Origin of the sequence: Paraglaciecola sp. L3A3 (assembly GCF_009796765.1) — a bacterium.
Lineage (GTDB): Bacteria > Pseudomonadota > Gammaproteobacteria > Enterobacterales > Alteromonadaceae > Paraglaciecola.
Window position 1 is genome coordinate 568,734 of record NZ_CP047023.1, and the last position, 24,911, is coordinate 593,644.

Genomic DNA, 24,911 nt, shown 5'->3' on the forward strand with positions numbered 1-24,911 from the left:
AACTTAATTGTAAGCAACAAAAACAGACTTGGTCTTACTTCAATTTAATAATTTCACAGTTACTCTTCTTTACTGTGGATTGGTATAACCGTACTTTTGCTTGATGTTTGTTACGTTCTTGTTGCACTTTTATTTCATATTTATTGCATATTGCTTGCACATTTAGTTTTTATAGTTGCACTTCGTTTAATAAATATTTTAAGTGTAAATATGAAACAACTTCCTTTTGTATATCTATATTTGTCCATTGCAGTCAGCTCGTTAGTTGGCTGTGGCTCTAGTGATAGTGCCACCGATACTCCTGTAGTTGAAGTTCCCGAAGAAAGTACTCCAAGTACATCAAGTGTGATTATTAGTGAGGTGGTGGCTAAGGCTTCAGATGATGGCAATGACTGGATAGAACTGTATGTTCGCGAGGGGCCGGTTGACTTAAGTACTTTGACTCTCACCGATGATGACGCCGATAGAGAGCCTCAAGCTTTACCACAAATTACTGCAAATACCGGTGAGTATATTGTTATTCAAGCTATCGACGAAGAAAGTACGCCTCCCGAAGACGGTTATTACGTAACCTTTAAATTAGGCTCCGATGATGCAGTGACATTATTTGAAAATGGCATTCAAATCGCAAAACTAGACTGGGCTGATGGCGATGCAGCAGAGGGTTACAGTTATGGTTTGTTAACGGTTGATGCAGGCAGCGCCGAAACCTTAACACCTACCCCTGGTGAAGAAAATGAGGCTGCTGTTATTGACTCTGAAGAGGAAGTCGAAAGAGATCTAATCGTAAACGAGAATGCCCCCTTACGTATAAACGAAGTGGTAGCAAAAGATAAGGAAGATGGTCACGACTGGATTGAATTATTTGTCACCTCAAGCAGTAGTGTTAATTTATCAGACTACACAATTAGTGATCAAAGCAGTGATTTATTAGCTCTGCCAGACGTTACATTATACCCTGGCGAATTTTATCGTATTTACGCCACAACAGATGTAGTAACTGAATATGAAACGGTCGGGTTTAACCTAGGTAGCGATGATGAGATACGTTTGTATCAGGGTGATGATTTAGTTGATCAAATCGACTGGAACAAAGGTCAGGCTTTAATTGGTTTTAGTTATGGTCGTTTTCCAGACGGAAGTGATGCAACAAAAACCTTGAGCCCTACCCCTGAAGAAACAAATTTAACTGTTAGCCATGGCCCATTAGTAATTAATGAAATAATGGCTAGCGATGCAAATGGTGGTGACGATTGGTTTGAATTGTATAACAGTGGTAACCAAAATATAGCGTTAGTCGATTATCAAGTGATTGATAGTAGTGACGATATTGACCCAGTAAATTTACCAGACATATCTTTAGCGCCAGGAGAGTATTTGGTTGTTTATGCCATCGACCATGAAAACGCAGACTATTATGTGCCTTTTAAACTAGGTAAAACCGATGAGTTAAGTTTGCTACTCAATGATGAAACCGTAGATTATATCGAGTGGGATGACAGTGATGTTGCAGCTGGATACAGTTATGGTATTAGCCCGTATGTCGAAAATGAATCAACTGAGTTATATAGCTGGACCCAACAATTTTTAAGCCCAACTCTAGGTTTGAGCAATGAGCTAGCCACAGCCTTTGACCCTAGTGTTGTGACCAATTTATACGTAGATATCAGTGACGCTAATTGGGAAAGTATTCTAGCTAGTCCACTAGAAGAGGAGTATCACGAAACTGCTATAACCCTAAATGGTATTACCTTAGACAGTGTCGCCATTCGTACTAAAGGTGGTTCGAGTTTAAGCAGTGTAGCTCGTTCAAGTAGTGACCGTTATAGCTTTAAAGTTGATATTAACGAATACGTTGACGGACAAAAGTTTTTTGGTCTGAAAAAATTCACTTTGCAGAATTCTTTCAACGACCCGTCCTACATGCGAGAAGTGCTGACTTATGACTTAATGACTGAATTAGGCGTGCCTGCACCACAACATGCTTTTGTAAACCTTTATATAAACGAAGAGCTGTTCGGATTGTATCTTATGGTTGAAGCGGTTGATGGCGAGTTTGCCGAAAAACACTTCGCCAACAGTAATGGAGATATGTATAAGCCGGACGGTACCGGCAGTGACCTAGTATGGATTAATGACAATGTTGCCAGTTACAGTGACATCAACTTAAAAACTAATGAAGAGACTACAGACAACGGTGCCTTTATTAACTTTGTTGAAGAGATTAATGCAGGCTGGACGGATAGCGTAGATATAGATGGTTTGCTACGTTACATGGCGGTAAGTACTGCATTATCTAATCTTGATAGTTATCAAGGTACTCTGGCTCATAACTATTATTTGTATGAACAAGATGGCGTATTTAGTTTGCTGCCTTGGGATTTCAATGAGTCATTTGGCACCTTTAGTATGGGATGCCGGTCAGATATTCGTGAATTGTATATAGATGAGCCTACCAGTGGAGCCATGGCTAATCGTCCTTTGATCAATAGCGTGTTCGCGCAACAAGACAATTTGGATGTGTATCACGATTATATTTGGCAGTTAGTTGAAGGTTCGCTTGAGGAAAATACTTTTGCTACACGAGTGGCTGAAATTGCCGCAATAATTCGTACGTCTGTTGAGAATGACCCTACAGGTTTCTACGGTAGTGCGGCCTTTGAACAGAATCTGAATTCAACTAGTTATGGTTTTTACGGACTAACCGATTTTGTAAACTACCGCGTTAACAATATGGTTCAACAATTAAATGGATACTTACCTACTGCTGGCACAGGCAATGGATTTTGTGGTAATTAGGGCACAATTGTTCAACCGTAAATAGTTGTATTACTTAGTTCGATAGACACAGGTTATAGGGTGTTTATCGAACTCAATCTAGTAAATAATCTCTAAGGTATCCCAGTATGGCAAGCTCCAGTAGTCCAATAATCTCAGAAATAAGTCATAGGCATAGCACTCCTATAGTTGCATCAATTAATCGCATATTTGAGAATAATCAGGATGAACAAATTAATGACATTCAGCTTAAGGATATTACTGAAAATGACGAATTAGAGTCGTTACTAAACGATTTTGATAGTCACGGGTTAGATGACTTAAATAACGCTAATTTAATGAGCCGTGTAGACAGTAAGTTTATTCTGCCGATGTCTTTTTTGCCGGTATTGTTAGCCGGTATTCGGTCTCAATACAGTGTATTAAATATTAACGATAAGCGGGTTTTTAAATATCACAACTACTATTTTGATACACCTGAAATGCGTTTTTACCAAGATCATCACAACGGTAAACTGAACCGTTTTAAAGTGCGTCATAGAAATTATCTAGATACCAATACTCAGTATCTTGAAGTGAAATTTAAGAATAACCAAAACAGAACCATTAAAACTAGAATTAAGTTAATGGGCCAACCAGAACAAGAAAATAAAGCACAGAGAAAATTGTGTTCACAATTTATTCATCAACAGATGAACCGCAAGTTTGAAGACTTAATTATTAGCCAGCAAGGTGGTTATAGCCGTATTGCTTTAGCCAGTGAAGAAAGAGCCGAACGATTAACCTTAGATTTTGGTTTATGGTTTAATGGACTACAAGGGGGATCAGATACCTCTGAAAAAATGGCACTCCCGGGATTTTTTGTAGCGGAGCTAAAGCAAAATAAACGTTCCAAACAATCGCCCGCTTATCAGTTGTTAGCCGCCAATGGATTTCACCCTACTTCTTTCAGTAAATACTGTATTGGCTGTGCGCTAATTTATGGTGATTCAATAAAATCTAATCAATTTAAAAAAACATTATCACGTATTCAGCAATTTAATTTTGTTGTTCCAACCTCTCAACTTTGGAGTCATTAAAATGACTGAACTAGACCTCAATTTTATCATCCGTTTTTTAATTAATATCGGTTCAATACTAGTACTGTGTTATGGCTGCTATTACCGTATTAATAAAGACGCAGAGGTGGCCAGCTCGTTTGTGTTGTTTGGCGTAGGTATATTTATTATTACCCGTTTATTACACGGTGTAGACATGTCCATGGAATTTGCATTCGGGTTGTTTGCAGTGTTTACCATGCTGCGTTATCGCACCGAAACTATTTCTATAAAAGGCATGACCTACCTATTTTTAGTCACGGGTATTGCATTGCTTACCGCAGTGAGTGCAATGCCAATTATACAAATTATCATCCTTAATGCTGTTTTGTGTTTCATCGCATTTATGGTGGATACAAAGCTACTAGCTGGCTCTCATAACACTCAGTTTGTCACTTATGAGCGTATCGAAAATATCAAGCCAGAACACAGAGACAAGCTCATCCAAGACTTGTGTGAACGCACCGGATTAAACGTATTATCAGTGTCGGTATTACGTATAGATTTTTTACGTGACACTGCAGAACTCAGTATTCGGTATCTTCCCGACAACGACGAAGTGAAAGGTTTTGCTTTACGCTCAGAGGTGTTGTAGATGCGAGCCCTTAACAAGTATTCCTTATTGCTGGCGGGTATGTGTGCAGTGCCACATTTAGCTGTGTATGCTGAGGACTATCCAGAATATAAAGTCAGTGGTTACATAATGTTAGACCATAATATTTTCGACGCTGCCTTTACTGAAGGCGGCGACGAAAGCCAGAGTGAATCTGAAATCCGTCGTGCCAGATTCAGTTTTAAAACCCAATGGAGCGACAATTGGAAAAGTAAATTTCAACTAGACATAAGCGACGGTGTTGAAGTTAAAGATGCCTATTTACAATACCAAGGTTGGCAATGGTTAGATGTCACTGTGGGTCAGTTTAAAGAGCCTTTTGGTCTGGAAACTCAATCAGGCTCCAGAAACTTATCAATGACTGAACGCAGTATGGTGAGCGACTCACTGGCACCGGGTCGCAACACTGGCTTGATGATTTCTGGAGAACAATCATCGCTTAATTGGCAGGTAGGTTACTTTCAAGAAGATAATTCAGAAAAAACTAATGCTGTCACCGGCCGATTGGCTTGGGCACCACTAAATGACAAACATAATTTAGTACATTTAGGTTTAGGCATAAGTGAACGAAGCTTGCATGGTGAAGAATTCAGAATTAATCAATCTTTTGAAGTAAATAGCGCAGACTCTTTATTTGAGGGAGAACGATTTAACGCAGAGCAAAACTCATTACTCGGTGCTGAACTCGCTTGGCGCTATAAAGGCTTATTAACCACGGCCGAATGGCAACAAGCAGATGTATTGTCTACGACGGGAGAAAACTATGAATATCAAGGTGGTTACCTGCAATTTAGTTATTTATTTTCTGGGCAGCAACATAAATATAGTGAGGGCAGTTTAGGTAAAGTTAAAGGTAATAATGATTGGGAAGTTACTAGCCGTTACAGCCAGTTAGATTTAATAAACGAAAATGAATCAGCCAAAACATTTTCGTTAGGCGTAAATTATTATCTGAATAAAGAAACAAAATTGATGATGGGTTACACCCAAGCGGAACACTTTATCGACAATATCAGTCAAGGCAAGGGGGATGCTCTTTCTTTACGAGTTCAATATAGCTTTTAAGGAAAAGCCCATTATATGGGCTTAGTGAGTATAAAATTTTAGTGTAAGTTCATATCAAACGTTATTGTTAATTGTGCATTTACTTACTGATATCTGTCTTTCGGGATTTTACAAACTTGTGCAGCAATACCGGTAATAAGGTGGTGTCGGTTATCAGGGCTAACAGCATGGCTAGGCAGGTTAATAAACCAAATAGTATGCTAGGTACAAAGTCTGAAAAGCTTAATAGCGAAAAGCCCATAGCTATGATGGTAGTGGTATACAGCAGGGCATAACCCACACTATCAAAGGTGCGTTTTATGGCCTGAGTATTGCCGCCTTTTTTTAGCTCTTCTAGGTATCTGTGCACAAAATGAATGGTGTCATCTACCGCAATGCCCATAGCTATGGCGGCTATGGTAATTGTCATCAAATCTAGCGCTATGCCTAGCCAACCCATCACACCTAGTATGATTAAAGTGGTGAGAATATTGGGTATCACAGAAATCAGCGCCACTTTAATTGAACGAAATATTGCGAATAACACTAAGGTCAGAGCTATGTATACCAAGCCTAGAGTCATGATTTGTGAGGTAAATAGCCGTTGTAATATATCTTGATACATGACAAATAAATTGGTTAATGAATAGCTTTCAGTTGTGACGCCTAGGGTGGCTAGGTCGGCTTTGAAGGTTTTTAGAAACTCAGCGCGGTTAAAGTTTTCGGTACTGTCTTTAATACGTGTGCTGATGCGCAATTGTTGCGAGTCAGGGTCAAAATAGGCTCCTAATAATTGCTCGGTAAGAGAGCTGTCGAGTAGGCGGTAAATAACTGTGAGCTCGTATTCGGTTAACGGTTTCCCTTGATTAATTTGTTTAGCCAGTTCAGTAAAATTAACCACTGAGGTGACATTGCCAGTGGCTTCATATTCGGCCATTACAAATTGAATCTTTTGCAGCATTTGTACAGTGTTAGCACTCATCACCAGATCGGGTTTTTGCTCACTCACAGGTATGCTATACACTAAATCGAGGGGAGTAGAGCCACCAAATTCACGGTCAATAAAATCTAATTCTTTGCGAACTTGGGTCGAATCTTTAAAGTAATTTAAGAAACTATTTTCTACATCGAGTTTTAATATTCCGCCAAATGATACACCGCCCACGATTAAGGTAAAAATAATGATTAGGGTCGGAAATTGATTGGTAAAATTACAAAGTTTATTAATTAACCATTGACTGGCTCGGCTAGAATAACTTTCGTCGTTGCGTTTAAGTAACGATAATATGGCTGGAAACAATACCAGGCTAACTGCAATTGACACAGCCATAGCCACTATCATCATCCAGCCAAAACTGACTACAGGTTGCAAACCACTGAATAACAAAGAGGCAAAACCGACAGATGTTGTCAAACCTGCATAGATACAAGGGCTAAATTTATTGCAGAAGGTTTGGCGTAACAAGCTGACTTGATCTGCATTTTTATCTTGCGCTTCAAGTTGGCGAAATTCAACTATTAGGTGCACCACTACGGCTAAAGTCAGTATGAGTTGTAAGGCAATAAAGTTAGATGAAATAACCGTGGCACGTAAATCAAGTAGGCCAAAAATGCCTACTGTTATCAGTACACTCAAGGCGCAGCATACTAAAGGCAAAACCACCCAACGTATCTTTCTGAATAAAATAAATAACAGCAAACAAATGGCTAAACCTATGGCGCTGCCAAAAATCAATAAATCACTTTGAATAATATCTATCATTTGTTGGCTAAGCACATAAGCACCGCCTAAATACATATTGGCGTTTGTTTCGTATGGCGAAATAATTTGGTAAATCTTATGGATTTCTTGCTGACGAGTGATTGTGAGTTCGGCCTTGATGGGCTCGGCTTGTGCTTGCAGCTTTTCTATCTGTTGCTGCTCGGCTGCGGTTAACTCGCCCTCTAAAATCTTTTGCTGTATATCGATAATTTGATTTTCAATTTTTTGTAGTTGTTGATTGGGCTCAAATAATATTTGCATGGCTGTGGCAGTTTGTTTGCCGTTTACTAACAAGTCGGTAAATAGCGGATGATCTTTAAACACCGATTGCATTTTTTCTGGCGAGTATTGTTGGCTTTGCCAAGATAGCTCGTCAGGATCTAAGTTTGGATCTAACGAGGAAGTGAGAGACAGCAAAGGTACGTTTAAAATATTGGTAACAGCACTGACTCTGGAAAGTTTGCTAAATTCAGCGGAGATATTTTCAATATCGTTAAATGATTGCTGACTAAACAACTCATGATTTGTAGGCTCGTATGCCACCAAGATAAATTCTTGAGGAGAGAAACGTTTACCCATAACTTGGCTTTGTACATAAAGCTTATTATTTTTGGTTAATAAGGTCTCTGCTGAAGCATCTATCTTGAACGCTTGTGCCGCCCAAATAGAGATACCGGTCACCACTGCAAACATTAACAACACAAGTTTGGCGTGAGAAATAATGAAATTAGCTAGAGATTTAATCATAAATTATTCAGACTCCATAGGGGAGTTAGAGTCACTGGTATCACTGTTAGTTTCTGCTGTGTTGGTCTTATCTTGATATTGCTGGTCTCTGAGTACGCTTTGCATGTATAAATTTCTAAAGAAAATATAGGGATCATCAGCTTGGCTACTTAAGGTTTGGTAACTTTCAGCCTGCGGGGTGAATGCATGAAATCCGTCATAAGTTTGAATATACAATGTCTGAGGGTCATTCGAAATCTGGCCAATGGGGCTAATGATAGACTCAGTTAAGGTAGAGAAACCATTACGTAAATCCGATTGTCCTAGTATTGGTATGACTAAGTAACTACCATATCCCACATCATAACTCGCTAAAGTGTCATTAATAGTCGACACATTTTCATCGATCTCGAACCAAGCAGTGGCGGGATCAAATAAGCCTAGTACACCTATGGTTGAGTTAATTAAAAAACGACCAATACTTTTACCGCTAGATATCCCCTCACCTTGTAATAGTTGGTTGAGAGCATTAAGTGGTTCGCGAATATTGGCAAAAAAATTGCTGACGCCTTGATTAACTGGGGTGGGCACAATCGCCAAGTAGACTTTACTGGCAGGAATTAACACGTATTCAAATAATTTGTCGTTAAAAGCAAATATGGGCCGGTTGATAAATTCTAACGGGTCATCAAATGCAGCTGGTTGCTCACCATCTACAACAGCTTGGCTGTCATCGGCAGCATAGCTAACCACTGTGGGCTCGATGGTATGAGTGCCATGAGAGCTTTTTACGACTAGTTGCTGGGTTTGAGTGTTTTGATTAGTGGCGGCGGTTTGCTGTGTAGATTTATTGCTGCTGCAAGACCCTAATATTAAAATAAAACCTAAGATAACCAGAGGGTTTAATGATGGCTTTTTGTAACTAAAGGTTCGCAACGGCTTATTCCTTAACAGGTTTTGATTTTGTTTAGCTTAAAATTTTCAAGCTGTTTTTTAAGCTCCAATGCATAATACGGTTTTATTCAGTCGAAGGATCACTTTTACTGACTGAAATCATTCGCTGCTATCGTAGCACTTAATAATTAACCTTTAACCAAAGAAAACGTTGTTTCTAGTATTTGACATGTTTTGTCGGTGAAGTTGTATTGTTGAAGGAACTTTAGGGGCAGCTACATTGAAAGTTAAAAGTCTATCCTTGCAACATGAGCTATCTCGAAACTCAACGAAAATATAATCAATGGATCCCTGCATAGAGCATGCAGGGATGCCAGAACTAAAGATAGTGGCTATTTACTTTAAACCATCATTTCTCTGTATAGCGAAGCGCTCTATGGTGAAATGTTTTTTGCTTTTACTGGCCATTATTTACTGCTTAACTCAAACGCTGTTTCTAGTATTTTGCAAGTTTTTTCGGCGAGTATTTTATCATTGCTGATAAACTCTATTCGTGAATCAGCTGCTTCTGCTAAACCTGTCATATTCACAGATAGACAGCCGTCACTCAAATTACATGTCATTACTCCTTGTTCGGTAATTAAGACGGCCTTTAAGCGCTCTACCGCTAAAGGGGTGAAGGTATCCATGACCGTTTTAAAGTCGAAAATTTTACTTGGCGCGCATATCCATCCATATGAATAATAACCTTCCGCACTGTTGGCTATTTTTATTGAGCCTCTCTCTGGGGCAGTTAAGGTTTGCATGATATTTGATGTGACTGGGTGAGAGTGTGTATGCTGGTTACTAGGTTGTTGATATTTTGATTGGCCGAGCAAAATTTTAGGATCAATTTTGCCGTTGTGTGCATAACTGATGGGTATCTCTGTTAATCCCAATTCATTTAGGTAATCTGTCAGCAGCGGTGTTAAATCATCTTGGTATAAGTCTGATTTGGTCACGACTATATGATCGGCTGTTTCTAGCTGATCTTGGAAAGGTTGGTGGGATCGCCAACGTTTATCTCTTAGTTTACGAATATCAATCAGTGTCAGAGTCGAACGTATATCTAACACGTCTTTGTAGTGATCTTCACTCAAAGTTTGTAGCACTTCTTTAGGATGGCCGAGGCCTGTTGGTTCAATTAATAACCTATGAGGTGTAGACTTGGCCAACAAAAAATTGAGTGCTATTTGCATGGGTAATCCTGAGGTGCAACACATACATCCTCCAGGTACCTCTCGGATAAAAATACCGTCATTTTCTGGATCGCTGAGTAATGCGCCGTCAACACCGACTTCACCAAATTCATTGACTAATACTGCCCAACGTTCATCTTTAGGTTTTTGCGCTAACAAAGATTGGATCAGAGTGGTTTTACCGACACCTAGTGCACCGGTAATAATATTTGTGGGGACTTTTTCAATTCTTTGCATAGGGCTCGTGTTTTGTATGTAACCTGAGTTCAGGTTATGTAAAATAATTGGTTATGGGGAATGAATACCCCATAACCAGTTTACCCTTTAGAACAACAATCTAGTGATCATGCTCTTCTTCAGCTATCCCTAACCAAGTAATACTGGCAACTGGATAATTTAGATCAATGTCGCTGGTTATTTCTGTGGTTTCAAGATCAATCTGCAAAATATGTTTAGCGATAGGATCTGACACATATACATAGTGGCCATTTTGCGCCACTGTCATACTAAAGGACATCCCTTCGGGCATAGTAGAAATATCTTGTTCAGATATTTGCATACTTTCTTTAAGTTCCCAGTGAGTCTCTCCATCGTGCTCATGAGGAGTTAAGATATTTAAGTAACCTTGACTGTCTAAAATAAGAAAGGTTTCGGCTTCATGTGAAAAACTATAAGATACCGGACTGGCGTCACTTTCGGGTTGCCATTCTAGTTTTTCCATTGTGCCATTTTCAGGATCGACATTGACTAGAATTGCTGCGCCTCCGCCATGACCAGCAGCAATACCGATAAATGAATCACTTTCTTCATGGCCATATAAGGTGCCTATTCGTAAACCATCTAACCCATCAATATTAATGATTTTTTCTGCTTCATACTCATCATCATGTTGATGTGCCACTAATACACCATCCAAGCAACCAAAGGCAACGTAATCCTCATTTTGTGCGGCGCCGTGCAAATCAGGACACAACACATCTAACACTTGCTCTTGTTCATATTCGTTATCATGTAAATGATATACCGCCACTTGATCAGGCAATATTTTCGCTGCTGATGTGTTTTCTGCATCGTCACGTCGTACTGTAGTTAGTAAGTATTCACCTTTAGGCTCTGCTACACCATGCATATTTACTGTATAGTTTAAGCTTGCTAAATCTGAAGTTTCAGCGCTAATATTTAGGTCGGTAGCAACCTGTACTGCAGCGGGAGTACCAGCATCAGCATCACCGTCATAGAATACAGCCATCAGTCCATCATGTTTAACAATATGTGTAGGACGACTACCTGTCAGTTCAAGATGATTCATTTCTGGTGCTTGCTCATAATCATGTAAATGCGCACCATGGTCTTCACGCCACATACCACCATCAATAAAGCCTACATAATCATTACTGCGACTAGCAATAACCGCAAAACGGTAACCCGCTGAATAGGTTAAGGTATTAGAATCATGAATGAGTGAGAAGGTATCTAATAAGCTGTTATCGTCTAAATCAAATATGCTTGCCTCGTTACTTTCGCCAGACAACACAGCAAGGCGGCCTAATGATTCAATTGTAAACTCGTCATCAGTATGGCCGTGATCATCATGATCATCGTCTTCATCTACTACTATTGGGTCTTTTTCGATAATAGTAGTGTCTGCATCACCACAACCATACAGCAGTAAAGTGCTAATGGCCGCAGTCAATAAATTAAGCTGAAATGATTTTTTCATTGTGTATTCCTTGTATTCAATAAATGTAATTTTGTAAATCGAGCGGCTTAAGCATTCCTATAACCTTTCAAACTAAAAGTAACCCCGTACGCCTACTGAGATATTGCGTCCTGGTCGTGGTGCCACGTCTTTAATAAACGAGGTATGCACCCGGGCTTCTGTATCGGTTAAATTGTTGCCTTTGAAATATACGGCTATGTCTTGATTGAACAGAGGAACGTCATAAGAAACACTGGCATCAACCATAGTGTATCCATCAGTTATGGTTTCAGTTGAGGTGACTTTGTCTTGCTCTTGATAACGAGTGATATCTAAGTGAGCACTAAGTTTTTCATTTTGGTAAGTAAATTGGGTTCCAAAACGAATAGGTGATGTACGAGGTAAATTTCCTCCATTTTTAAGGCGAGCACGAACAAAATCAGAAAAGATCGTTGCTTTAAATTCACTGGTTGCTTGCCAAGCAATTTGTGCTTCAAAGCCATGTAAAATAACATCGTCTGTTTGGAAAATATAAACGGGTAGTTCATCACTATGTTCGTCACTTTCCGTTTCGTCTTCAACACCGTGATCATGTTCGTCTTCAGCGCTGTGGTCATGGTCGTGACCACTCTCAGCAAATAACCCAGTATCCGTTTGATAATAGTAATTATCTACTTGGTTATAAAACACATTAAATACAAAAGCTAAATCCCCTTGGCTCTTACGTAAAGTCAGGTCAATATTGTTAGCGGTTTCTAAATCAATGGTTTGCTCTGTTAGTTCAATATGGGTTTCACCATCTTCTTGGTGCATGCCAAACAAAGCACCCACTTCATAGCTGCCTGTACCAATATGTGGGCCAAAAGATAATAATTCAGAAGCAGAAGGGGCTCGTTGCGAACGAGACACTGATAGTCCTAAGTTATAACCCTCAGTAAATTCCCAAACTAACCCTGCAGATAAACTAACCGGAGTAAATTCATGATCCACTGCAAATACACGGGTAATATTACTTTCTTCTTCATGGTCGTGGTCATGCTCGTCCTCTTCCACTTCTTCGGCATGATCGTGAGCTTCGAGTTGAGGTAGTAAAACATTGTCAGCTTCTAGTGTGACTCGTTCTATACGAGCGCCCAATTGCAGTAACACATCGCCTATGTGTTTTTCTTCCATCAGGCCCAATGCAATAGTTTGCGCTTTAGACGGAGGAGTAAAGGCCTCTTCGCCTTGGGCTGCGACTTCGCTATTTTTGTATTGAAAACTGAGTCCACCGTTCCAGTCTGCAAATGTACTGTGAATAATATCTAGCTTAAGTTCTTCAGTTTGGTTTTCAAATAAGGTGCCTATTTCACCGGTTTCTATTTCGGCATGTTCGTAATCGGTTATACCCGTACGTAAATTAATTTTTTTAAGCCAATCACCATCAAGGTTAAATTCACCTAATAGTTGGATACGAGTTTGCTCTAGATCCGCATATACGTTTTCGTCTTCACCGCCATGACTATGCCCTGGCACACCGTATTCACGATTAAACTGCTCAATCGCAACGCCCACATAACCTTTATTAAATAAATAACTGCCACCTAGGGTAAAGCCGCTTGATTCTTCAGCACTGTTGGCCACTGTGTAATCGTGTGACTCTTGATGTTCGTCGTGATCATGATCATCATGGTCGTCATGATCTGCTTCAGCTTCAACAGGCACTGCATAATCATTCGATTTACGCCAATAACCATCGGCATAAAAACCAAATGAGTCAGTACCTGTAGTGGCATTAAAAGAGGCTAATTTTTGATCGTTAACTGAAGCGTTTTCCAGTAACCATTCTCCGCGAGTGCTACTATCGGTAGGTACTCGGCCGTCAACTACATTGACTACACCACCTATAGCTCCACTACCATAAAATAAGGTGGCTGGGCCACGGAGTACTTCAATTTGCTGTGAAGTGGATGCCTCTGAGGCAACCGAATGATCGGGCCCCACTCTAGACACGTCACTTACGTCTAAACCGTTTTGGGCTATTAATACTCTAGGGCCACTTAAGCCACGAATAATAGGCGTACTCGCAACATTGCCATGAAAATTTGTTTGTACACCAGGTAGTTTTTCAAGGGTGTCACCTAAGGTCGCAGCTTGTTGGCGGCGTAATGTTTCACCACTAATCACATTAACGGGCGAGGCCGATTCCATCACTGACATATGAATAGGAGTCGAGACTATATCTATCACTTCAATAGGCGACCGAGATAAAGTCAAGGCTAATGATTTAACCTCATCTTTCGCCAATACGATGTCTTGATGGAGATGAGCATAACCTGGAACAGCAATATGAAATTCGTTATTGCCTACGCTTAAGTCATTAATCACAAAACGGCCTGCTTGGTCGGTCACTATTGAGTTTGTGCTTCCTTCAATTCGAATTAAGGCTCCTGCAACCACATTGCCATCACTATTTTTGACGGTACCTTCAATAGATTGGGCTAATACACTTGTGGGTAAAAGTGCGCTTAGCAGAGCTGCTATTCGGGAGATATTATACATTTCCTAGTCTCTTATAATGTTATACTGTAACAATTTGTGATGGTATGTTATATTATAACAATTACCTGTTCAATACTTATTTTCTCGGTCTTACTTTTTGAAGTTGATTACTAACTGATTGGGTTTTACGGAGGTGTTGAATCACTTTTATCTGGAGTCAAAATGCTTAAAGCTTTTCTTAATGTGGCTGACCGCTCTGCTATAACACTGTCTACCTTGTGCATGATCCATTGTTTAGTATTGCCGATTATTTTAATTTTATTACCCACCTTAACCAGTATTGCCATTTTTAGTGATGAGCGTTTTCACACTTGGTTACTATATGGAGTACTACCAATAAGTGCATTTGCTGTGGTGTCTGGCTATTTTCATCATCGTAACTGGTTTGTGGTGCTGATTACCTCAATGGGCATGAGTATTTTATTGCTGGTAGCTTTTTTGGGACACGCTGTTTTTGGTGATACAGGCGAGGTAGCTATGTCAGTTATTGGTTCGATTTTAGTGGCTTACGGACACATTAGAAACTTTAAAAGCCGCAAGCTATTAAGCCAATGCCATTAGCCATCTTTAAAGAGCTATCAGCTGTCCTTGAAAGAGCTATCAGCTGTCCTTGAAAGAGCTATCAGCTGTCCTTGAAAGAGCTATCAGCTGTCCTTGAAAGAGCTATCAGCTGTCCTTGAAAGAGCCATCAGCTGTCCTAAAAAGAACCGCCAGCTATCCCCAAAATAGCTATAACAAAAATCAGCTATTAATTTAAAAAATTCACACCGGAGTGGTTATGCAATCTCAAACTGTTATAAAAGACCAAACAAGTACTGGTTCTATCAGACGTTCAGTAAGCGCAAACGAGCCCAACATTCTCACAGATATTTACGATGACACTGTGAATTTAGCTTTGTGGCAGAGGGATTTGTCGGATGAAATAAAAGCCGAAGTAACAGAGTTTATCAACACTGCATCCCATCTTGATCGTTCTGCTTTTATTAGAGCACAACATATTGAAGATGATATTCGCGATGAACTAAAACGAACGACGCTAGGTGATGCCTTTATCAGCAATACCAGCGAATTGGTCGATATGTTTTGCACCTTGTTTGACCTTGACCAAGTGGGGTTTCGTATAAGGTTACTCGATTTGCCTATGTGTCCTCGATTTCATATTGACCGGGTACCTTGCCGATTAGTCACGACTTTTTCTGGACAAGGCACCCAGTGGTTAGACGATAACAACTTAGATAGAAGCAAGCTTGGTCACGGTAGCAACGGCCTAGATGATAGTGAGTCCGGTCTTTACCCAACTGATGTCCATATAGAAAGCATGAACGCTGGTGATGTCGCTTTGTTAAAGGGTTCTGCATGGATAGGTAATGAAGAAACTGCTGTTGTTCACCGTTCACCGCCATATCGCTCCGGCGAAAAACGTTTATTGCTTACGCTAGATTTTGTTTAAACATTGAACAGAGAAGTTATCGCCAATTAGTAAAAAATTGATTCATTAATCGCGTGTATTAAATTAATAGGTTGTCATATGAATAATCAACAAGAAGTTATTTTAGAATTAAATGGGATTTATAAAACATTTGGAATACATAAGGCTTTAAACAACTTGTCACTTTCCCTTGATGCAGGCGAAGTTTACGCATTATTAGGTCCAAACGGCGCAGGAAAAACTACAACATTAAATTTGATCTTAGGTTTTATTACACCAGACAAAGGCAGCGTTAAACTTGTAGGTAGCAGTATCCATGAAAATATTGCATTGACACGTCAAGTTATCGCTTACTTACCTGAGTCGGTAATGTTGCCGCCTTCATTAACCGCAATTGAATGTTTAACTTATTTTTCGTTACTCTCTGGTGAATCACTAGATAAAACGCATGCAAGTGAAATATTGACACAAGCAGGACTGCAAGAAAACGCTCATAATCGACGTACCGATATGTTTTCGAAGGGCATGCGACAAAAAGTAGGTCTTGCTATAGCGCTTGCTAAAAAAGCTAAATTGTTGCTATTAGATGAGCCTACTTCTGGGCTTGATGCTAGTGCCGCCAATGAACTTTCAGATGTTGTACGCACTGCCTCAAGTAAAGGAATTGCCGTGTTGATGGCTACTCATGATTTGTACCGAGTCAAAGATGTTGCCCACCGTTTGGGGATTTTGCAGGCTGGCCAGTTAGTGCAAGAGTGTGATACCAGTAATTTGAGTGCAACTGATATTGAAAAGCTATATTTGGAGCAACTTTCTGCATGATTATTCGATTAGTTTATTTTGAGTTAGTCATGCTCTTTCGTAAACGAGCCTTGCTGTTCTCGGTTTTATGTTTTGGGCTTCTCATTTTCATCACTGCGTTACATACAGCAGTTCATACCAAACAAATCAATCAGAAAAAAGAGACTATTTCTAAAATTGAACGAGACCGCTGGCTAAATCAGGGAGAAAAAGATCCTCATTCCGCTGCACATTATAGTGTTTTCGTATTTAAATCGACACCTATACTTTCATCCTTAGATGCTGGTATTGAGCCCTTTGTTGGACAAACAGTGTGGCTTGAGGCACATGCCCAAAATAATATGCTTTATAGGGAGCAAGGTGAAGCATCAGTATTGCAACGTACAGGTCTGTTACATCCATCTTCTTTGATTATTACCTTTGCCCCTTTGTTCATCTGTTTGCTAGTGTTTTCTATTATTGCATTGCAAAAAGAAAAAGGAGTATTGCGCTTTGTTTTAAGCACTAGTACACACCCTACAAAGTTCATCTTTGCGAAAATGTTTGCGGTTATGCTGGTGCTAATTTCCACATTAATTATTCCATCTTGTTTCGTCGCATTAATAAACATGATTAGTCAAACTTCATTCTCATTCGATAATATATATCGACTGTTGTTGTGGACGCTGACCATGTCATGTTATTTGTTGATCATCGCTATGCTCGCTATGTCTATTACGCTAATTGCCCGAAGTGCAAGGATTGCACTTATTATTTTGATAGGGTTTTGGATTGTTACTGTACTCATTTTACCTCGCTGGATTAGTGCCAGCGTTAACTTATCAATGCCGCTTCCAACCACGCAAACTATCCAAACAGAGATAGCCAAAAAGGCTCCTTCTTATTGGACAGCAGAACAAGGTGAAGAGCGACGCCAAGCTATACTTAAGGAGCATGGAGTCGACACTGAAGATGAATTGTCGATTGATTTACGTGGAGCTCAATTAGATTATGCTGAGCGGCATTCCCATAAGGTGTTTGATCAAGTATTGGGAAATCTTTATCAACAAGTAGATAACCAAGATGCACGCTTTGAACTATTTTCTTATCTATCACCCGCGATTGCACTATATAGCGTATCGCCCATTATTTCAGGAACAGACTTTAGTCAACACCAACATTTTATCAATACAGCAGAGCAATACCGGCGCTCGTTGGTTAATCGTATGAACCAAGAGGTAATGGAACATCCAAACGCTAAGCACACGGATGACGAATCATTATGGTCTCAAATTCCTCAATTTACTTATCAACCTTTGGTTATCAATGAGTCATTACAAAAAGCGTCGTCTGCGTTATGGGCTCTAGTTTTATGGGGTACTTTGGGTTTTGCCTTACTATTATTCACCATACGGAAAATGCAGTTATGAATAAAATCACTTTTAACTTACTTTTACGTTGGGAAATACAACGCATGTGGCGTAAGCCAATTGTGCTTATCGCACTTTTACTACTGAGTCTTGCCATGCTTTTTGGTGCTTTATCAGGTAAAACACTGCACCATAGCCAAACTGAGAGTATTTATAAAAATCAACAATATACAACAGATTGGTATGCTGAAATCAAGGCCAGCGCCAAACGTTATTCTACCGCGGTACAACCAGATTTACCTTACTGGCAAGACCCAACAAATGTATCAGGCTTTAGTCGTTACTTCTTAAAACAGTTCGCTTATAAACCTCATTTGGCTTTATCTCCAATTGCTGTGGGTAATAGCGATTTATTGCCAAGTCGTTTACCAGTGAAATTGGAAACTAGCTTTGGTATCGACCCGCAATACGATTTTGAAAATCCTCGTTCACTAGCATTAGGGCAGTTTGATCTAACATTTGTCGTCGTTTATTTGCTACCAATCGTTATCTTATTATTGGCGGCACTTTTAACAACCTTAGAACGAGACAACGGCTCTTTACGCCTTATAGCTGCACAACCAATAACACCACGTGCTTGGCTTGGAGCTAGATTAGCTGCTTTATTTATCTATGTTCTTCCTTCTATTTTTATCACCGTTTGGTTTGCTTTATGGCTAACAAGTGTACCAATTTTCGCAAACTTAGCTGAAATATTGACGATATTTATTGTTATCGCTGCTTATACATTATTTTGGTTTTCAATTTGTTTTGTAGTATTGAGTTATTGGTTAAGTGCTGCTGGCGCAATGAGTGTGCTGATCGGTATATGGGGCGGATTATTGATTGGTATGCCTATGTTGTTAAACATAATACAGAATATCACCATCGATCCACCTTCTTATTTAGAGTATGTCAATAAGACCCGTCATGAACAAGATTTGGTTAATAGTGAAGCTTCTGAACTGGTGGCTAAAGCGTTCAAAACCCATCCCATGTTAGCCGGAAATTTCGATACGGTTCCAACAATAGATTACGCAACACGTTTAACCTTTCTCGCTCCTGAGCTTGAAAAACGTTTGCAACCTATGCACGAAGAAATTGAAAAATCACGGCAAAATCAGCAGCAATTTTCATCTATCGCAGAATATTTGTCTCCTAGTTTAGGGGTCATTAATGCCTTATCGGTTATTGCTGGCACAAACAGTACGCGACATCATTTATTTCTAGCGCAAACCCGTGACTATCAACTACAACTGCGGGAGATGTTTTACACTAGGATCTATCAACAGCTTATTAATCCGTCCCTCAAACCTGAGGGAAGTTCAGGTCAATTTAGTTTTACCGCTTACGATCAAATTCCTGAATTTGTATTTCAAGAGCCATCTGTAGTATCGAGGTTAATACAAGTTATTCGTGTAACGGTTTGTTTGTTATTGCTGTCTATGCTAATTGCCTTTGCAAGGCTACGTCATTTGCATACTTGGCCTGAGGATTTATAACTGTGATTCTGCGAATAATTTCAGCGACACTATTAAGCTTTTTAATATCAGATGCATTAGCGCCACGCAGCGTTGATTTAACCTTTAGCCGTAGCTTTTAACTATGGCTAACTCGACTGAGCATAAATCCCGCCGCGTTCCTCGGATTGGGCGATGGCATCAAACGGTCTGGCGTTGGCATTTTTATGCTGGACTAATTGTGGCGCCATTTTTATTTATTTTATCTGTTACAGGGGCTACTTACCTGTTTAACGATGAAATTAATGATGCCCTCTATCCAGAACAACGATTTGTTGCTCAGATATTACCTGCTTTACCTGTCAGTCATTTAATTACTGCAGCCTTAGTTGATTACCCTGAAGCTAAGGTCACCCGAGTAGATCAGCCCACAGAAATAGGCCGCAGCGGCAAGGTATATATTACCACTAATACCGGTGAATCCCGCCGTGTTTATGTCGACCCTGGAACGGCTCAAACTCTTGGTTCTTACGTTTATACAAGTACTTTAGTGGGTTTTGCTGATGTGTTTCATGGTTCTTTATTTTTGGGGCGTTTTGGCGATGGAATAGTAGAATTAATGGCATGTTGGAGCTTTATTTTACTCATTACAGGGGTGTACTTGTGGTTGCCCAGTCAACTCGGCAGTATGGGTAAAATGTTGCTACCGTCCTTCACCACAAACGGACGCAGTGCTTGGCGAAGCTGGCATGGTGTTATTGGACTTTGGAGTGCATTTATATTGGGTTTTCTGATTTTAACAGGCTTGCCTTGGGCTAATGTTTGGGGGGGATTATTACGCTCTGCCACTGACAACATTGGCATGGGTTACCCTGAAAATCATAGCTCCCATGGTACTGTACCTATCAGTTCAAAAGCTAAACCTGCAACTATGCAATTGGCGCTAGGCAGTGCTCCTTGGGCATTAGAAGATACTCCGATGCCAGTATCTGATGAGCGTGCAGCCCATCATGGCAGCGGCGGCGGAACAACACTGCCAGATTTACAATCTGGTATCGGTATCGACAAAGCAATAATGTTGTTTGCTGAAAAAAATATGAATTCACCATATAGATTGTTTTTACCTAAAGATCCTCAAGGTGTGTACACCGCTTATACGTATCCAAATCAACCTCAAGGGCAGCGCACTATTCATTTAGATCAATATACTGGTGATGTTTTAGGTGAAGTAAGTTTTTCTGATTATGGTATGGCAGCTAAAGCTGTTGAAATTGGTGTGCAATTACACATGGGTAATTACTTTGGTTTAGCAAACCAGTTGTTAATGTTAGCGGGATGCTTTGGCGGTATCGTATTGTCAATTAGTGGGCCGGTAATGTGGTGGAAAAGGCGGCCATCAGGCAGGCTAGCTGCACCTCGTAAGCCTATATCTAGTGTCAAACAAGCAACTATGGTTTGGTTGGTAGTGTTATTGGGTTGCTTTTTCCCATTGGCAGGCGCTTCTTTGTTATCTGTTTTGTTATTTGAATATTTATGGCGCGTATTTCACGGTGGGTCTAAGCGTTAGATTGTTCTTTTGTTTAAACATATAAAAACACAAACGGGGCTTATCGCCCCGTTATTTTATTGGAATATTACACTTTTAAAATGTAGCTTCGAAAGAAACCCTAAAGGTGCGTGGAGCACCAATATTAAGTTGGTTTGCATAGATAAAGCTTGGATCATCATTGTGTAAGTATGACACCTGTGACCAAGGTACATATACTTCATCAAATAAATTATCCACTTTTGCAGAAATTCGGTAATTATTAAATGTCCAATTGGCAAATACGTCGGTTAGCGCATAGTTTTTTAGCGTGACGCTGTTCTCATTGTCGCCAAATCTGTCACCTACATAATGCCAAGAAATTCCGGCTTCAATAGGTAATGATGCAATATTACTGTAACTCAACCAAGCATTAGCCGTCCATTCAGGGATATTAGGTGGTGTGTTATCTGCAAAGTCAACAAAGTTACTAGAGGGTTTAAAGCTTGCATTGGTGTACGCCGAATTTAAACCTAAACGCCAGTTATCAGTAGGCTTCATCGAAAATGATACCTCAACACCAGATGAGTCTCGGCCGCCAATATTGGTGGCGCTGTCGACAGAGAAGCTCTCTAAAACATCATCTCGTTCAATATCAAAATATGCAAGTGTTAGCTCAGCTCGGTCATCGAGTAATGTTGATTTCATACCTACTTCCCATTGCACTGCATCAGTTAGGTCAAAATTTTGATTGGCGTTTACTAAAAATATGTTTGAACCAATAGGATCTTTAGCATTGTTATAATGAGCATAAGCTACTAGTTCATCGGTAAATTTATAGACAGTACCTAAACGCCAGCTTGCCCAACTGTATGTTCGGCTAAATCCACTGTTTTCATTTATTCCTTCTGCATTGTAATTTTCACGATCTAAATCTAATTCCTCATATCTTAAGGCTAATACTAAGCTTAAATCAGAATTTAACTCTACAGCATCTTCGGCAAATATAGCTTGAGTTTTCATTTGTGTAGGGCTGGCTCCCCGCAGTTCTTCTTGACCATAAAAACCAGCCACTGGATTGTAAGGATCAACTGCATCTTCAGCTTGTATTGGAACTGAACGGCGAAACCCTCGCGTACGTAAAAAATCTAGATCTATCAATTCAAAACCCGCCAGAAAACGATTATCCATGCCTGCAATTTTTGATTCATTGTTTAGCGTAAAGCGATTACCCCATAGGTCTTGATCGTGATCTAAGATAAAATAACCATAATAACGTTGTATTGTTCCTACTTCTTCACAGACACCCACTTGTTCTGTGCAGTAGACAAAACCTTCAGCATTTTTCCAATTACGCTCAGCATTAAATTGATACAAGGTATTTTGTAGTGAAGTGGTATCAGAGATGTGCCAAGCTAAATCAACACGATTAAAATATTGTTCGGATGAGGCATCAGCGTCTTCGATATTGTAATTTTTAAAGCGCATAGCGCCATCAAGGGTTTCGCCACTATCTGTTTTTACAGCCGAGGTTAGCGGGTCTCTTGCGGCATCGAGTGGTACTAACGGAGTACCAAAATAACTGCCTACCTTGTCTTGTAAATGATCAGTGCTAAATCTAGCTGAAAAATCATCAGTAATATTCCACATTAAACTAAGAGTAAAATTGGAGGATGATTGATCTGTATCATCTACATAACCATCTGAACTATAGGTGCTTACTGTGCCGTTGTACCACAAGGAGTCGTTGATTTCTCCTTTAGCACCAACACCTAAATGATATGAATTATATTTACCGTAAGAGGCTAATATATTCATTTCGTCCCTTTCATTTTGACGTGCACTTTTTGTCACTGCATTAACCGTTCCGGCAACTGCTCCTACTCCATTTAATACTGATGATGGCCCTCTTAAAATTTCAACACGTTGCAGATTAAAGGTGTTTTGTGGACGCATAACCATAGTACTAGGACCAACCCATAAACCATCCCGTAACACTGTAATTTGTGCGCCAGAAAATCCACGCATAGAAAAAGAAGAAGGAGCTGTGGGCGTGTCCCCAGTCACAATGCCTGGAAAACTTTCAACAGCTTCAGAGAGTTTTTCATAGCCTCTAGCCCGCATAACGGCGTCATCAATTATTTCTATTGTTGCAGGGGTTTCCAAGATCGTTAAGCCAAGGCGACTACCTGTAGTTGATTTTTCACTTAATCCAATATCACTGACTGCATGTCCGACTACAGTAATTGATTCAATATCTGATGTTTTATCTCTCGCTACTTTGAGGGGATTTTCTTGAGAGTAAGCGTTAGATGAAAGTAAATAGGTACTGAGTGTGAGGCACACAACAGCTTTGGCTTTTTCAAGGTACATAATAGTCCTAATTAAGTGTTAATTGAAAAGTATGGCTATGAGTTAAATATTTATAGCCCTATACGCAAAATGAGAATGCAATCACATTCTTATTGATATGTTATATTATAACATTATGTGTGTGAAGCATAAATGCATGAATAAGAAACTTATGTAAAATAGTTTGAAAGTGATCTAAAAAACTTGTAGTAAAATATTAGTGTTTACGAAAGTCGTCAGGTTGACCATAAAATTTATCGATTGAAACCGTATCAAGAATATAGGCAGAGGTGCCCATGGGATCTTCAAATAAACCTTGGTTGATTTTTCCATTTAAGGTGTAGGCTTGGGTAATATCGAGTTCGCTAAAACCGGGTTCTAAGCGTGTAAATATCATCTGATTAGGCGGTGGCGGTGGAAAATGTAAACAAGCGCCAAAGTAAGGCACAATGAATAAGTGTTGCACACTTTTATCTTCATAAAAATCTATAGGTACAATAAAGCCTGAAATTGTCACCATCTTGTTATCTAGCCTGTCAATGGTATTAGTTGAACTTAGTGCTTGTTGGTAATCTTGATCACTTGAAGCTTGGATTGAGCGTAATATTTGTGCCGTCATCCCTTCTAAGTTTTGCGCTTGTTTTGCCTGATATTTACCTATGGTTTGTTTTTCACTTTGAGGTAACAGCATTGCCCAGTTTAAGGGCGTAATGTTAGCATTTGTATATGCGGATTTAAGGGGGGTATTTGAAGTGCTATAGAGTGACGTATTAGGCCAAACATGTTGTTTGATTGCTGGCCAATATTGTAATGCCAGACGCGTAACTATCATGCCTACAACGATACATAGCAGTAAACTCAAAGTGATTTTCAATCGAGTTCCCATTAGTTTTGTCATGGCGATTTCTTGATACTTCCCTGTTATTCAAAAATCTGAATGTTGTCGATTGTCATACCATAAGCCGACATACCAGTTTCGGTGTCAGTTGTTTGGATATGTATGGTCCCTTCAAACCAAAAAGCTTCGGTGAGTCCATCTAATTTAAAACCTTCTTTGAGCTTGCCATAGATCATTTGATTAGGTGGTGGTGGGGGCATGTGCAAGCATGCGCCAAAATAGGGAACAATAAAAAATTCAGTTACATTTTGTTGCCCATCAGTGACTAGAGGTACCATGTAGCCTGGGATTTTTATGGCTTTATTGTCAAATTCCTTAATTACACGTACAGAAGTTAACGCTTGTTGAAAGCGGCGAGTAGCATCGTCTGCGGTGGAGGAATTAGATAATGCTTCGATAGAATCTTGCGCACTACCGTCTGCAATATTTGCTAGATTATCAGGGGGACTAAGCAAAGCCGCTAGATCATCGGTTGGCATCAATTGAACCCAATCAATCTCCTCATAGGCGGGATCTTTTGCTGTTGCTGCATAAGTAGGTGCAGTAAAGTGTAATAACAAAAGTGTGATGGAAATGCGCCAAAAGGTAAAAAAAGTGAAAGTTTTCATCATTAATCTGTACATCCAATAGATGTAAATGTTATATCATAACAATTGTATCCAATGC

Annotated in this window: 18 protein-coding genes; 10 read left to right on the plus strand and 8 right to left on the minus strand. The window is 39.7% G+C overall.

The genetic code is table 11. The annotated features are described in order from the left end of the window. Window positions 1-210 precede the first annotated feature (210 nt). The 4 genes from GQR87_RS02430 (at window position 211) to GQR87_RS02445 (ending at window position 5,553) form a co-directional block, all read left to right on the plus strand. Complete coding sequence (locus GQR87_RS02430; protein ID WP_158966198.1) at window positions 211-2,799, plus strand: CotH kinase family protein; 2,589 nt, start codon at window positions 211-213, stop codon at window positions 2,797-2,799. A gap of 107 nt (window positions 2,800-2,906) precedes the next feature. Beyond that, a complete protein-coding gene (locus GQR87_RS02435; protein ID WP_158966200.1) occupies window positions 2,907-3,857 on the plus strand; it encodes a polyphosphate polymerase domain-containing protein in 951 nt (316 codons plus the stop codon). Between the two features lies 1 nt (window position 3,858). Then, window positions 3,859-4,470 (plus strand): DUF4956 domain-containing protein, encoded by a 612-nt coding sequence (locus tag GQR87_RS02440; RefSeq protein WP_158966202.1) that lies wholly within the window; start codon window positions 3,859-3,861, stop codon window positions 4,468-4,470. Beyond that, window positions 4,471-5,553 (plus strand): OprO/OprP family phosphate-selective porin, encoded by a 1,083-nt coding sequence (locus tag GQR87_RS02445; protein ID WP_158966204.1) that lies wholly within the window; start codon window positions 4,471-4,473, stop codon window positions 5,551-5,553. 79 nt (window positions 5,554-5,632) lie between these two features. Here the strand turns inward: GQR87_RS02445 and GQR87_RS02450 are convergent, their stop codons facing one another. From GQR87_RS02450 to GQR87_RS02470, 5 genes are all read right to left on the minus strand, one after another. Further along, a complete protein-coding gene (locus GQR87_RS02450) occupies window positions 5,633-8,041 on the minus strand; it encodes an RND family transporter (protein ID WP_158966206.1) in 2,409 nt (802 codons plus the stop codon). A gap of 3 nt (window positions 8,042-8,044) precedes the next feature. Next, window positions 8,045-8,956 carry a VacJ family lipoprotein gene (locus tag GQR87_RS02455; protein ID WP_158966208.1) on the minus strand — a complete coding sequence of 304 codons (912 nt, stop codon included), beginning with the start codon at window positions 8,954-8,956 and terminating at the stop codon, window positions 8,045-8,047. A 425-nt stretch (window positions 8,957-9,381) separates the two neighbouring features. Continuing rightward, a complete protein-coding gene (locus GQR87_RS02460) occupies window positions 9,382-10,389 on the minus strand; it encodes a GTP-binding protein (RefSeq protein WP_158966210.1) in 1,008 nt (335 codons plus the stop codon). Window positions 10,390-10,489: 100 nt separating this feature from the next. Further along, window positions 10,490-11,872, minus strand: a complete 1,383-nt coding sequence (locus tag GQR87_RS02465) for a 5-methyltetrahydrofolate--homocysteine methyltransferase (RefSeq protein WP_158966212.1) — start codon at window positions 11,870-11,872, stop codon at window positions 10,490-10,492. 72 nt (window positions 11,873-11,944) lie between these two features. Beyond that, window positions 11,945-14,392: a TonB-dependent receptor gene (locus GQR87_RS02470; RefSeq protein WP_158966214.1), complete on the minus strand. Its 2,448-nt coding sequence runs from the start codon at window positions 14,390-14,392 to the stop codon at window positions 11,945-11,947. A gap of 162 nt (window positions 14,393-14,554) precedes the next feature. On the opposite strand from GQR87_RS02470, the gene GQR87_RS02475 reads away from it, so the two are divergent. The 6 genes from GQR87_RS02475 to GQR87_RS02500 all read left to right on the plus strand — a co-directional run bounded on the left by GQR87_RS02475 (window position 14,555) and on the right by GQR87_RS02500 (window position 21,037). After that, window positions 14,555-14,953, plus strand: a complete 399-nt coding sequence (locus GQR87_RS02475) for a MerC domain-containing protein (RefSeq protein WP_158966216.1) — start codon at window positions 14,555-14,557, stop codon at window positions 14,951-14,953. A 217-nt stretch (window positions 14,954-15,170) separates the two neighbouring features. Next, a complete protein-coding gene (locus tag GQR87_RS02480; RefSeq protein ID WP_158966218.1) occupies window positions 15,171-15,842 on the plus strand; it encodes a DUF1826 domain-containing protein in 672 nt (223 codons plus the stop codon). 78 nt (window positions 15,843-15,920) lie between these two features. Continuing rightward, complete coding sequence (locus GQR87_RS02485; RefSeq protein ID WP_158966220.1) at window positions 15,921-16,643, plus strand: ABC transporter ATP-binding protein; 723 nt, start codon at window positions 15,921-15,923, stop codon at window positions 16,641-16,643. Beyond that, window positions 16,640-18,031: a DUF3526 domain-containing protein gene (locus GQR87_RS02490; RefSeq protein ID WP_158966222.1), complete on the plus strand. Its 1,392-nt coding sequence runs from the start codon at window positions 16,640-16,642 to the stop codon at window positions 18,029-18,031. The genes GQR87_RS02485 and GQR87_RS02490 overlap by 4 nt, the downstream gene beginning before the upstream one ends. Beyond that, entirely contained in the window at window positions 18,028-19,512 is a 1,485-nt protein-coding gene (locus GQR87_RS02495; RefSeq protein ID WP_158966224.1) for a DUF3526 domain-containing protein, read from the plus strand. Before GQR87_RS02490 ends, GQR87_RS02495 begins: the two co-directional genes overlap by 4 nt. A gap of 103 nt (window positions 19,513-19,615) precedes the next feature. Beyond that, window positions 19,616-21,037, plus strand: a complete 1,422-nt coding sequence (locus GQR87_RS02500) for a PepSY domain-containing protein (protein WP_158966226.1) — start codon at window positions 19,616-19,618, stop codon at window positions 21,035-21,037. A 75-nt stretch (window positions 21,038-21,112) separates the two neighbouring features. Here the strand turns inward: GQR87_RS02500 and GQR87_RS02505 are convergent, their stop codons facing one another. From GQR87_RS02505 to GQR87_RS02515, 3 genes are all read right to left on the minus strand, one after another. After that, window positions 21,113-23,368, minus strand: a complete 2,256-nt coding sequence (locus GQR87_RS02505) for a TonB-dependent siderophore receptor (RefSeq protein ID WP_158966228.1) — start codon at window positions 23,366-23,368, stop codon at window positions 21,113-21,115. A gap of 196 nt (window positions 23,369-23,564) precedes the next feature. Then, window positions 23,565-24,245 carry a DUF3299 domain-containing protein gene (locus tag GQR87_RS02510; RefSeq protein ID WP_158966230.1) on the minus strand — a complete coding sequence of 227 codons (681 nt, stop codon included), beginning with the start codon at window positions 24,243-24,245 and terminating at the stop codon, window positions 23,565-23,567. Between the two features lie 23 nt (window positions 24,246-24,268). After that, a complete protein-coding gene (locus GQR87_RS02515) occupies window positions 24,269-24,856 on the minus strand; it encodes a DUF3299 domain-containing protein (RefSeq protein WP_233267380.1) in 588 nt (195 codons plus the stop codon). Between the last annotated feature and the right edge of the window lie 55 nt (window positions 24,857-24,911).